The 12,652-nt window shown below is 38.9% G+C and carries 12 protein-coding genes; 6 read left to right on the forward strand and 6 right to left on the reverse strand.

The window, feature by feature from the left end; genetic code table 11:
• Positions 1–4: 4 nt before the first annotated feature.
• A complete protein-coding gene (locus ACMGGO_RS11800) occupies positions 5–913 on the reverse strand; it encodes a hypothetical protein (protein WP_288580975.1) in 909 nt (302 codons plus the stop codon).
• Positions 914–1,103: 190 nt separating this feature from the next.
• Here ACMGGO_RS11800 and ACMGGO_RS11805 point away from each other — a divergent pair, with 190 nt between their 5' ends.
• The 3 genes from ACMGGO_RS11805 to ACMGGO_RS11815 all read left to right on the forward strand — a co-directional run bounded on the left by ACMGGO_RS11805 (position 1,104) and on the right by ACMGGO_RS11815 (position 4,327).
• Positions 1,104–3,296, forward strand: coding sequence for an ATP-binding protein (locus ACMGGO_RS11805; protein ID WP_288580973.1), 2,193 nt, complete (start codon positions 1,104–1,106; stop codon positions 3,294–3,296).
• Positions 3,271–3,897, forward strand: coding sequence for a response regulator transcription factor (locus ACMGGO_RS11810; protein ID WP_048394499.1), 627 nt, complete (start codon positions 3,271–3,273; stop codon positions 3,895–3,897). Before ACMGGO_RS11805 ends, ACMGGO_RS11810 begins: the two co-directional genes overlap by 26 nt.
• A gap of 229 nt (positions 3,898–4,126) precedes the next feature.
• On the forward strand, positions 4,127–4,327 hold the full coding sequence (locus ACMGGO_RS11815; protein WP_004230248.1) for a cold-shock protein: 201 nt from the start codon (positions 4,127–4,129) through the stop codon (positions 4,325–4,327).
• Between the two features lie 130 nt (positions 4,328–4,457).
• On the opposite strand, the gene ACMGGO_RS11820 is transcribed toward ACMGGO_RS11815, so the two are convergent.
• Positions 4,458–5,756, reverse strand: a complete 1,299-nt coding sequence (locus tag ACMGGO_RS11820) for a hypothetical protein (protein ID WP_048394501.1) — start codon at positions 5,754–5,756, stop codon at positions 4,458–4,460.
• Between the two features lie 150 nt (positions 5,757–5,906).
• Here ACMGGO_RS11820 and ACMGGO_RS11825 point away from each other — a divergent pair, with 150 nt between their 5' ends.
• Entirely contained in the window at positions 5,907–7,436 is a 1,530-nt protein-coding gene (locus ACMGGO_RS11825) for an AbgT family transporter (RefSeq protein WP_048394502.1), read from the forward strand.
• 13 nt (positions 7,437–7,449) lie between these two features.
• Positions 7,450–8,640, forward strand: a complete 1,191-nt coding sequence (locus ACMGGO_RS11830; protein WP_048394504.1) for an amidohydrolase — start codon at positions 7,450–7,452, stop codon at positions 8,638–8,640.
• Positions 8,641–8,848: 208 nt separating this feature from the next.
• Here the strand turns inward: ACMGGO_RS11830 and ccsB are convergent, their stop codons facing one another.
• Entirely contained in the window at positions 8,849–10,018 is a 1,170-nt protein-coding gene (ccsB, locus tag ACMGGO_RS11835) for a c-type cytochrome biogenesis protein CcsB (protein WP_288580966.1), read from the reverse strand.
• A 345-nt stretch (positions 10,019–10,363) separates the two neighbouring features.
• Here ccsB and ACMGGO_RS11840 point away from each other — a divergent pair, with 345 nt between their 5' ends.
• Positions 10,364–11,101 (forward strand): class I SAM-dependent methyltransferase, encoded by a 738-nt coding sequence (locus ACMGGO_RS11840; protein ID WP_420281921.1) that lies wholly within the window; start codon positions 10,364–10,366, stop codon positions 11,099–11,101.
• Between the two features lie 14 nt (positions 11,102–11,115).
• Here the strand turns inward: ACMGGO_RS11840 and ACMGGO_RS11845 are convergent, their stop codons facing one another.
• From ACMGGO_RS11845 to ACMGGO_RS11855, 3 genes are read right to left on the reverse strand one after another with little or no spacing between them, the layout of a single operon-like run.
• A complete protein-coding gene (locus tag ACMGGO_RS11845) occupies positions 11,116–11,550 on the reverse strand; it encodes a GNAT family N-acetyltransferase (protein WP_054549263.1) in 435 nt (144 codons plus the stop codon).
• Entirely contained in the window at positions 11,547–12,029 is a 483-nt protein-coding gene (locus ACMGGO_RS11850) for a GNAT family N-acetyltransferase (RefSeq protein ID WP_420282325.1), read from the reverse strand. The genes ACMGGO_RS11845 and ACMGGO_RS11850 overlap by 4 nt, the downstream gene beginning before the upstream one ends.
• 2 nt (positions 12,030–12,031) lie before the next feature.
• Positions 12,032–12,619, reverse strand: coding sequence for an SMI1/KNR4 family protein (locus ACMGGO_RS11855; protein WP_066036847.1), 588 nt, complete (start codon positions 12,617–12,619; stop codon positions 12,032–12,034).
• Positions 12,620–12,652: the final 33 nt, after the last annotated feature.

Genomic DNA, 12,652 nt, shown 5'->3' on the forward strand with positions numbered 1-12,652 from the left:
CATTTCACAACGAATTATTGTTGAGCTCCCTTGAAATTTCACTCTCTGTTGTGACAAAAAAAGTGGGCAGCAGGATGATATTTAATAAAACAGGTCCAACAATCACTAATAAATCAATGCCAGGACTAAAGTATAATCCAAATGCTGTAATCAGACCCGATAATACAAGGAACACGATTTGTGCGACAATAATCAAAATCGGCACCAATTGATACAGGTAATTGAGTTTACGGAACTGATGCATATTGTCTGGGTTTTTAATGATTTTCCTTTTTAACCGTCTGGATAAAATAAGACAAGCAAGCAGTTGGATAGCCATAAAGCAAAAATAAATGACACTGTATAAAAGCAACTGACTTTTTTGAATGGTGCCATCAAAATGGCCCACTCTTTGGTTTAATAACTCTTGGACTGCCCCCTCATAGACATATTCACGTTCACTTAAAAAAGTAAAGGGCTCCATAAAGCCAAGCGCTGTCCAATCCTTTGTATTGACAGTCCACTTGGATAATTTACTTGCTAAAATACGCAATTGAATAGGATCTTGCTCGCCAAACATCCCTACTAGATGACGATAGGGAATGGCTACTTTTAGCTGACCATCCTGCTTTTCTTGAAATAAATCCTGAATATAAAAGGTATAGGCAACATCGGATTTATTGGCCTCATAACGAGTCTCACCAATTTTCCAATGATTAGCTAAGGAAGCTTGAATGCCATTTTTCATTTCTGCATAGGGCATATCCTTATGTAAATGCTTCGGAATCTTATAGACAAAATGATGATCACTACCTATGAGACCAATTTCTACCTCGACTTTATCCTGATTCACCGTTTTGGCCTTCGTGGTCAATGGAATGGTGATCATAGCGATGAGAAAAAAAAGTAAAAGTGTTAAAATGCCTTTTTTCACGCAGAAGTCCCCCTATTCGTCACTAATGATTAAATTTACCCTATCATAGCCATGTCCGAAAACACTATTTCGTTATTCCGAAAAAACAATAGTGGTTTTCCGAAACTCGTTATTTCGGTATTCCAAATTTATCAATAATTAGCGATAATATATAGGAGATTATGATCATAAGCAAATTAGAGGTTTAACAATGAAAAAATGTACTTATTGTATTTTTCTTACATACTTAATACTCGGTATTTATGTGTTAGGTATTACCATCAAAACACCCTTTGTGAGTCTCACTCTCGATACGACAAACGGTCAGCCTGTTTTTGTGGATAGCTATTACCCTCTATGGGCAGAGCAAAAAAATATTGAAAAAGGGGATATTATTGTGGCTATCGATGGGCAGCCAGCCATGGAGAATCGCTACGTTCAACAGCAAATGATCGTTAGAAGCGCCAATGCATTAACGATCCAAAAGGCTGATAAGAGTATTCAAACCATTGCTGTCAAACATCGAGACATGCCAGAAGAATTATATTTGCAAATTTTGTTCCCTATCTTTTATTTTTTCCTAGCTTTTGGTGTCGCACTTTATGTTTGGCGACGCAATCAAAATAATCTTTCAACGTTTTTATTGATCCTATTTTTATTAACTTGTTCGACCGCCTATATCAGTACTGGCGCATCAGCTAGAGGAAATATGATTGGGATGTTTGTCATTAGTAGCTGTATTATTTTATGCATGGTTCTCTTTATTCACTTTTTACAACACTTTTTCAAATACCTACAAATTAAGTGGACCTACCCTCACAGCAAATGGCTGTACTTATTAATACTGTTCATCCCTGGCTTTTATCTAATGGAGGAAGTTGAGCCATCATTACGTGAGTTCACACCTATATTGAACCTAAGTTTATTTGCTGTCCTGGTAGTCTATGCAATTTTTATTTTAGTAACGAGTTATTTACGTACTAAATTGGCCAAAATTCGTTTAATTGCGCTTGCCTTTATCGTGCCTTTTTTACCCTTTTTATTATTCTTCGTTACACCTGAAATATTAGGACATAAGCCGATATTACACGCTGAAATCGCCGCATTATTTTTATTATTTATTCCGTTCTCTTTTCTGTTCATTCAGGTGAACGAACGATTATTCGATATTGAATACCAATTATCACGATTACGCTATTATTCAACGCTAGCCTTTTTCAGTGCGCTTCTGTTGACAGCAGGGATTGCCCTGTTATTCATGGGGGAGCTATCCATCGTCCATGTCACAAGTATTTTTTTACTTGTCTTTATGGTGATCATTGCAAGCTTTTATATAAAAGAACGCATTGATTTTAAGTATCGAAAAATTATCTTCTCTTCTACTGGAAATTATGTACATAATTTATATGCAGCCGTTCAGCGTATGGGCAAAGCAAAAAACCAACAAGAATTATTGGATCGTTTTAAATATGAAATCACCGAGAAGCTTGGAACCACAGCGTTTCATATCCGGACAATAACAGACGATTCTCCACAGCATGTAAGTTACTATCCGCATTTACTGTTACATGATGCTGGTGAGGAAAAGATTATGTTAGAAATACGCCATGCTCTGCAAAAGGAAGAGCTGCTTTGGTTAGAATTGCTTGCACTGTATGTGTCCATGTTTATCAATAACTTACAGCAAATTGAGGATTTAGTGCGTGAAATTCAGCATATAAAAAATACCAGCGATACACCGCTTCCTTGGCTCGATAAATTGCTATGGAATATTATTGAGAAGGAAAAGAGTATTTTAGCACAGGAATTACATGATACCATTTTGCAGGAGCAGCTTCATTTAGCCAGAGAGCTTGATGTCCTAGCTGGCTCCCCTACTATTCAGAAGGAGACCGTGCTAGCTATACGCGAGCAGCTATTGAATGCAACGAAGGACTTACGAGAATATTGCGAGAACTTAAGTCCCCCACTATTGGATACCTTTGGTTTACAAATGGCATTAAAAAAACTCATTCAAAAGGTAAAAATAAGGGCTGATTTTTTATTAAGCGCCCAAATTGATCGTGTAGAATTTCAGGATGTCACCCTGCATCTCGTAGTCTATCGTCTTGTTCAGGAGCTGTTAAATAATGCAATCAAGCATGCCGAAGCAACAGAGGTTTCGCTTCAATTACAAGCAATCCCTCAAGGCTTTATCCTTCGATACGATGATAATGGTATAGGCTGCGACATTGACGATTTAATACAGTCCTCTGCATCAATGGGCATTAATGGCATTCGCGAACGTGTCCGTGCTTTTAATGGTGACATTACCATTCAATCGAGCCTTAACGAGGGCATGCATATTTATATACAAATACAAGAGGACGGGGATTCATATGATGAACATACTTATTATAGATGACCATCCTGTCGTTTTAGATGGTACGAAAACATTGTTGCAGGATTTAGCCAATGTTCAAATCGAAACAGAACAGGATTGCGCAGCCGTTTTATCAAGAATGGATACAGCTACCTTTCAGTTGTTTCTCATTGATATCAATATGAAGCCAATCAACGGCATTCAACTATCAGAGATGATTAAGAAAAAACAAGCAGATGCATTGATTATTCTTTACACAGGCTACGAACTTTCCGATTATTATGAGCTATTGATTGAGAAAAAAATTGACGGTCTATTATCAAAGCTAGCGACAAAGGAGCAAGTGATCCAAACCATTCAAGCAGCCATAAGAGGTGAGATTTTACTGGCAGCCGATTTCTTAGACTTTGTTCAGCAACGCACCAACCTGCCGAATGTGCAGCAGGAGGTTCTACTGAGCGATAAGGAACAGGAAATACTACAGCTCGTTGCCCAAGGCTGTACAAATAAAGCCATCGCCTCTGCAATTGGTGTCACCCAGCGCACGGTGGAGAACTATTTATCGAAGCTATTCGTCAAGCTAAATGTAGAATCGCGGGCAGAGGCGGTCATTGTTGCGAAGGAAAAAGCATGGATTAAATAATGAGGAAATAGCGTTTCTTTACTATTAGATTACAAATGTAAATTTTTCCTTACTAAAAACGGAATTTACTGGATATACAAACAATTCTGTACTATAATAAGGGTAATAATTACATTACTTCATTGCTATGATTAAAAACACGTATTCAAAAGTAATACGAGCTTTTGAATACGTTTTTTATATGTGATAGAAGCAATTGATTGTTGAATTTTTTTGGGAGGGTGTTTACATGACACAAGGTACAGTAAAATGGTTTAACGCAGAAAAAGGTTTTGGCTTCATCGCAGTTGAAGGTGGCAATGATGTATTCGTACATTTCTCAGCTATCCAATCTGATGGCTTCAAAACTTTAGAAGAGGGCCAAAAAGTTGAATTCGGCGTAGAAGAAGGCAGCCGTGGACCTCAAGCAACGAATGTAGTGAAACTATAATCTTCACTTAACATAGACGTGCAAATAAAAAGAGACATTCGTAAATGGATGTCTCTTTTTCCTGTGTCAGGATTTATTCATCCTATCAACTTGCACAGGTAGCCCCACCGTATGAACCATTCCATCCTGACTAATATAAATGAATTTGATAATACTTTTTTGGGCGTCCACGCGTGGTGGACGTGTTGCTTGGTAATTCGTGTGCTAAATTTTTCTCATGAAGCTGCTTTAAAATACGGTTTGCAGAGCGTACCGTAATGCCAAGATGTGTACTGAGCAGTTCTCCACTGACGATCGTTGTCGTTAGTTTTTCCAGCATCGCTTCTATTTTTTGTAATTGTAATAAGGGAATATCATATGTCGTACTTAAATTTTTTAGATGCTGTTGTTTTTCATCGTCAAACTGTAGCATCGTTCCATAAAGTAAAGGCCCGATTTCTCGTGAATTTTCAATAATGTATCCCTGTGTTTCCTTTGAAGAGCAGAGGGTTGCGGCTTTTTTAGCAAACTCCTGACTTTCAATTAGAGAGTCACCAATTCCCCACCCTATTCTGACAGGAAACGATAGCTTCTCATTTAAAAAATCAACTAAATGACAATGTGAATAACGATTCGTTGTACTTAAAAATTGCTTATACGTCGTGATAATTGCAATAAACGATGCCTCACGATGTACGATAAATGAGCTAGCATACAGTTGTTTGAAATCTAATATAGTTTTATATAAGGCAATTTGCCGATATTCTAAGTCTTCTATATTCGATTTATCTATCGGAATTAAAATATGCACTACCACTACTTTATTTTGGTTAAGCTGTCGAATTCGCAGTTGATTGAGAAAATGATCTAATGTTAATTGCATGGCATATTGAGACGGGTAAAAAGCGATAAATGGTATATTTTGATCAGCTAAGCGCTCACGTATTTCTGCAATGCGGGTAAAGCTCAAATCAACCTTGTTTTCCTTATGCAATTGTAGATGCCATTCAGCAGCTTTATCGACAATATCGCTACTTGCGTACTCGCTCATCGTTTGGCTAAAAAGATAAGGTTTTTTTCCTATCGACCATTCATGAATGCCCAAATAGCCGTTTTCCTCATAGCAAAAGTCGATGGCAATGCGATTCATAGCAATCTTTTTCTCATAAAAAAGCTCCGTAACGGTACGGTAAAAATCACGCTCTGAAATATCAAAATAATGCATAGGTACCGTTGCTTCTTGAAAATGCGTTTGAGCATAAAAATATGGAATTTGTCCGCTAAAAAGCGCTCCATCTCCCCCCTCCAAATACTTTTCTAAAAGCTCATTCAAATGTTCAAAATCAGTATAAGCATAGTAATGAAATTCACAAAAAGAGGGTTTAATTTTTTCAAGCTGTTGAACCCATGAAAGTGAGCGTTTTGCGGTAAAAACATTAATTTTATACATACATATAGCTCCTTAATAAAAAATAAATATTGAAAATAGTCAGAAAATATGGTTTCTTTGTATAAAGGACATAGATTTTCAATGTCTTAAAATAGAGACATTGGATTCTTAAAGGTTAAGTCTAATAAAGTATAAAAGGAGATGAAATTTATGCAAGGGAATTCACAAACAATTAAGAAAAAATCTTGGATTGACAATATGTTAGATAAAATCGAGCGTGCAGGTAATAAGCTACCAGACCCTATCACGTTATTTATTATTCTAGCAGGTATAGTACTAGTTTTATCATGGGTTTTATCCATGCTCGGTATTTCAGCAGTTCAACCTGGGACCGAAGATGTCATTCAAGTAAAAAATCTGCTAAGTCAAGAAGGACTTATCTTAATTTTAACGCAGATGGTTTCAACATTTACAGGTTTCGCTCCATTAGGGCTAGTAATCGTGACCATGATTGGTATTGGTTTAGCTGAGCAAACAGGCTTAATTTCAGCTGTAATGAAGAAAATTGTGATGTCAGCACCTACAAAATTAATTGTACCTTTTATCATTTTTACAGGTTTAGTTGGTAACTTAGCGGCTGACGCGGCATTTATCATTTTACCACCAATTGCAGCCATGATTTTTATGAGTATTGGTCGAAATCCATTAGCAGGCTTAATTATTACATATGCAGCTGTAGCTGGGGGCTTCAGTGCGAACATATTAATTAGCTCTCTAGATGTATTATTATTAGGGATTACAGAATCAGCAGCACAAATAGCAGACCCCGCGTACACTGGTCGTGCAACGATGAACTACTATTTCTTAATTGCTTCGACGTTTTTATTAGTCATTATTGGTACATGGGTTGCAAAGAAGTTTACAGAGCCTCGCTTTGGTTCGTTCCATGGTGAAATTGAAAAGCTAGAGCCATTGACAGCTTTAGAAAAGAGAGGATTAAAGTGGGCTGGAATCGTAACGCTAGTTTATATTTTAGTCATTGCTTTTACAGTCATACCTTCGAACGGTCTTTTACGAGATCCTGCCACAGGTGGCTTTTTAAACTCACCTTTCATGGCAGGCATTGTACCTATCATGTTATTCTTCTTCCTATTACCTGGGCTTGCCTATGGGATAGCAGCGAAGGAGGTTAAAAACGATAAGGAAGTTGCAGAGAAAATTTTTAAATCCATTGCAGATATGGCGCCATTTATTGTATTAGCATTTGCCGCTTCACAAATGATTGCCTTTTTCAACTGGAGCAATATTGGTTCTATTTTAGCCATTAAAGGTGCAGAGCTTTTACAAGCATTGAATTTTACAGGTTTACCAATGATGATAGGATTTGTTTTAATTTGTGCCTTTGTCAACCTATTAATCGCCAGTGCTTCTGCAAAATGGGCTTTACTTGCACCAATTTTCGTACCAATGTTCTTATACTTAGGCTATTCCCCAGCGGTTACGCAGATGGCCTATCGTGTAGGGGATTCGATTACAAATCCAATTACCCCTATGTTACCGTATTTCGCGATTTTACTATCATTTGCAAAGCGCTATGATAAAAATATCGGTATAGGCACGCTTATATCTTCTTTATTGCCGTTCTCGGTGTTTTTCGCAATCGGTTGGATTATCCTCTTCGCCATTTGGTTCCTACTAGGTTTACCGCTTGGCCCTGGAGATTATATTTACTTAAAATAAGGAGTGTTAGAGAATGACAACATTACAACAACAGTTAGCAGATTTATTAAAACATTATGAAGAAGAGACAATACAGCTTCGTCGTCATTTCCATGAAAATCCTGAGCTTTCCTTTGAGGAAGTTGAAACGCCAAAAACCATTGCTGCCTTTCATCGTGCATTAGGTCATGAGGTTCGTGAAGGTGTAGGTGGCAATGGAGTTGTGGCAAAGCTAGTTGGTGGAAAACCAGGGAAAACAGTAGCGTTACGAGCAGACTTTGATGCTTTAGCCATTACGGAAGAAACCGGCTTACCTTTCCAATCGAAAATTAAAGGGCGTATGCATGCTTGTGGCCATGATGGACACACAGCTTCCCTCTTAATCTTAGCGAAGGCGTTTAATCAAATGAAGGATGATTTAGAAGGAACAATCGTCTTTATTCATCAGCATGCTGAGGAGCTTGCGCCAGGTGGAGCTATTTCGATGATTAGGGATGGCTGCTTAGAAGGTGTAGATGTTATTTTTGGGACACATTTATGGGCACCCACTGATCTTGGCAAAGTGCAAACAGCTAAAGGACCATTAATGGCTGCAGCAGATGGTATTTATATAACGATAAAAGGCAAGGGCGGCCATGGTTCAAACCCAAGTGACACCAAGGACTCCATTGTCCTTGCAGCTCAGTTTATTACAAATTTACAGCAGCTTGTGGCACGTCGCATCAACCCATTACGTCCAGCAGTAGTATCAATTGGCCATATTGAGGCATTAAATCCATTCAACGTCATTGCTGATCAAGTGTACATGAAGGGTACGGTGCGCACTTTCCACGAGGAGGAGCGTAGTTTGTTAGAGCATGAAATCGAAGAGCTTTTAAAGGCAACTTGTTATTTAACAAAAGCTGATTACGAGTATGAGTATGTGCGAGGCTATCCGCCTGTTGTGAACCATGATGCAGAGACTGAGCATATAATGGCGTCCGCAGAGAAAATTGCAGATGTTGAGACTGTTGAAATAGTTGATCCCAATATGGGCGGTGAGGACTTTGCCTATTTCTTAGAGGAAATCCCCGGTGCGTTTTTCTTCACAGGGGCGAAAAACCCTGATTGGGAGGAAGTCTATCCACACCATCATCCGAAATTCGATATCGACGAGCGCTCCTTACGAATTGCCGCCAACGTTTTAGGTCAAGCAACGCTAGACTATTTCGCAAAAAATAATTAATAAAAGGCATTACGAAGTGCTACATGCATTTCGTAATGCTTTTTTCGGTTGAATATTTTAATAAGAAGAAAAGGATGGCCAAAGCTAAGAGGTTCTCTCACTAGTTGGAGCAGTTACCTGACTAGTTTGAGCGCTCTCTCCTCACTTTAGAGCGGGCTCCTCCTCACTCAGTCAGGATCACTTAGGAGCCAAGACCCCCTACCTTTAACTAGGCATAGGAATGTAAGCCGGCAATGACTAGATTGACAAATACTTGGTTGAACACAATAATGCCGAAGCCGATGATGGCCAACCAGGCTGTTTTTTCTCCTTCCCAGCCTTTGGATAAGCGGAAATGGAGGAAGGCTGCGTAGAATAAAAAGGTAATTAATGCCCACACCTCTTTCGGGTCCCAGCCCCAATAGCGACTCCAGGCAATTTGCGCCCAAATCATGGCGAATAGCAGGCCACCTAATGCAAATAATGGGAAGCCGATAACAACTGCGCGATAGGAAATCTCATCCATTAATTGTGGCTGTACGCGGCTTGTCCATGGCTTTAATAAGGCACTCACTGATTTTCTTGTGATGAATCGAATGACACCATATAAAATAGTACCCACGATAAATGCCCAGACAATCGAGTTTAATTTCTTGGCATCTATTTTATTTGTGATTTCGACACCACCGATTGCTTCACCCTTCTCGGTGACGGCTCCTTTACTGACAATCAGGGGCATCATGGAGTAAGTGGCTTTTTCTTGCTGTCCCTGTGCATTATCGAATTGTACCTGCACCTCTTCTGTGGCAAGGCTGAAAAACGTCGATACGCCAATAAAGCCAATGACAACCACCAAACAATACAACACAAACTCAAGACCGTATGTACTGATAGATTTTTTGGAAACATCCAGCGTTCTTAATAAGTAAATTAAACCTGTAGCAAAGGATACAGATAAAATGGCACTAGAAAAGGCCACAGTCATGACATGAATTGTTAACCAGTTACTTTGTAATGATGGAACAAGCGGCGATACTTCCTTCGCGAAAACGCTTCCATAACCAAGGATGATTAAGGATACAGGAATCGTGAATAAGCCAACCACGATTTGCTTATATAAGAAATGGATAATTAAGTAACTTCCTGTAAGCATGATGCCAAAGAACGTCATAAATTCATACATATTACTGACAGGTGCATGGTCAACCGCCACCCATCTGACAACAAAGTACACGAGCTGTAGGGCAAAGGCTATATAAGTGAGCAATAGTCCAAGCTTACCGAATGTTTTTCTCTTTGATTTGACTGCTAGCCCTAATGGCACAATAGCAATGAGTAGTAGAATAAAGGCAATAAATAAGGCATTGCTACTAATGGATAATAAACTTTCTTGATTCAATAGAATCCCTCCAACGTCTCTTTTTCGGAATATGCTTCCAAATAGTAAGAACGTTATAGCGTGTAAGAAGTGCCATGTTTTACCTTTAAATATTTTTATTTTTTCAAATTGTTACATTTTTATGACATGGAAATGGGGATGTGCTTGGTAGGATCAATCATTATGTAGAGGGAACGATAAAATGTCCCATTAAATGGAAGATAACTGTATCAAAAAAAATGGTATGCCTCTATCTACATCTTACAAAAAATTGTAATAAAAGTCTATTTCTTTTTCTATCTACATGGGACAATAATGATGCGCACAAATAACATAACGTTATGTTTCATAAACTGGAGGCTTTTAATGAAACAAAATATTTATGATAATCCGATATTTTTTCATCACTACAAGACATTGAGACAAAAAGCATCTAATTATAACCGTCTTTTGGAGCAGCCCACGATGAAGGCTTTACTTCCACCGTTGACAAATTTACAGGTACTCGATATTGGCTGTGGTATGGGGAATTTCGCCAAGTATTGTATCGACCATCAAGCCAAGCACGTAACCGCATTAGATGTTTCGAGCAATATGCTGTCCGTCGCTAAACAGGAGCATGCCCACCCACAAATTGACTATCAGCTACAGGCAATAGAGGATTATGAAGCTCCTTCGGCTAGCTTTGATTGTATAACCAGCTCCCTATCTCTTCATTATGTCAAAGATTTCGATGCGGTCATTGGTCAAATTGCTCACATGCTACGTCTTAACGGTGTATTTATTTTCTCTGTAGAGCATCCTATTGCTACAGCTCGTCATACAACAGATGATAATTGGGTATATGATGACAATCATCAACGTCTGCACTATGCTGTGGATCATTACCAGGAAGAAGGCTTGCGTGAGCAAACATGGTTGGTGGATGGTGTTGTCAAATATCATCGAACTATAGCGACACTGGTCAATACATTGATTACCCATGGGTTTACCATTGATAAAATCGTAGAACCAATTCCAAGCACAGCAGCCATTCAACAACTTCCTTCTATTGAAAAGGAGCTACGCAGACCATCCTTTTTATTCATCAAAGCAAAAAAATAAACGAAAGCCTCACCCTATGTTTGTGGTGAGGCTTGTTTCATATAAATAATTTCCGGGTCTCCCTCATCCAAGTTGTCGATAAAACCGCTTTTGACAAAGCCTAGGTTATGAAAAAGCTGGTGCATACGCCTATTGGACTGATTTGTAGAGGAGAAAACCTTTGCTGTTTTAGCCATTTGGATATAAGCGGTCATTAAGGCAGATGCGATCCCCTTTCTGCGCTCGGACGGCTTGACAATGACTAGGGAAATAAAGCTATAGCCAAAAAAGTCATTGCTAAATAGCAAAAACCCCCCAATGGTATCAGCGGATTGGTATAGCAAACAGCGTTTCTCTTTGATAGCTTGCTGAATTTCTTCCGCTCTGGATGAATCTCCAATTACTTCTTGATCGATTGTACAAAGTGCTTGTAAATGCTCCATTCTTGCTTCAATTATATGATGGCTCAATTTTCAACCTCCTTCATATAGTAGCTCATCACCTTTAGCTCATTTCGAAGTCCCATCGCCTGTCTGCCTTCATCGACAAAGCCACATCGCTTATAAAGTTCTTGAGCAGCTCTATTTGGTACATTGACCCCGAGCACCAGCTCATTGATGGATGGGAAATGCTTGCGAACAAAGTCAGGCAATAATTGGAGTGCTGTCTTGGCATAGCCTTTGCCCTGCTCATAAAAATCAGTTGAAAAGGAACGGATTAATAGCGCCTGTTCGTTGGAGGAGTAAGGCGTCACCCCCTCTTTTTCATGTAAGACAAAGAACGTGACTAGCTTGTTACCATCCATTGCTAAAATGGCATGCCGACTATTATCCTGCTTAGCAAGTGCAATGCTTTCTTTTGGAGACTTTGTATAGCGTAGCTGCTCTTCTGTTAGGGTATATTGTTCTACTAAATTTTGTGCTTTGTCCTCATAGAACATGAGCTGCATAGTCACTCGAATTCCTCCTCGTAAATAGCGGTGAATTCATATTCTCCCTCTATAAGTTGCTGTAAATAATCCTCAAACGAAGCTGCAATCACCTCAAAGCTATCAGGATCATGGACATAACGAACCACCTGGCCAACTTGTCCCGCTTCATTTGGCGTAAAATCAATATATAGGCTTGATGTGCCCCCATTATTCATACAATCTGCAAAGCATAGCCGTTCATTTAACGGGACATGCATATTAATCTTTTCATCTACTTCCACATACGCTAAAAATTCCTGATAGCGCTCATAAATTGTTTCACGCTTGTCATGATAATCTTTCACGATTTGCTCCACCGATTTTAAATAATACGGATAATCCCCTAAATCAGAGCCTAGCACTAAAACACAGATCGTTTCTTGCCCATGCTGACAATAATATGTACCATTGACATCCTGTAATAGCTCCACCAAAGCTTGTGGGCAGTTCGGAAATACTTCTAACAAGGCCTGAATTTGTGTCTCTGAAGCACCAAAAGCCTGTTGTAATTGTTGCTGCTCTTCTTGTGGTAAGTATTGTAATAAATTTGCAAAATATGTTGTGCGCATCTTAATCCCTCTCACTCTTTAACTATGACATAT

The sequence above is a fragment of the Lysinibacillus sp. BNK-21 genome (genome assembly GCF_048684915.1).
In the GTDB taxonomy this organism is placed as follows: domain Bacteria; phylum Bacillota; class Bacilli; order Bacillales_A; family Planococcaceae; genus Lysinibacillus; species Lysinibacillus capsici.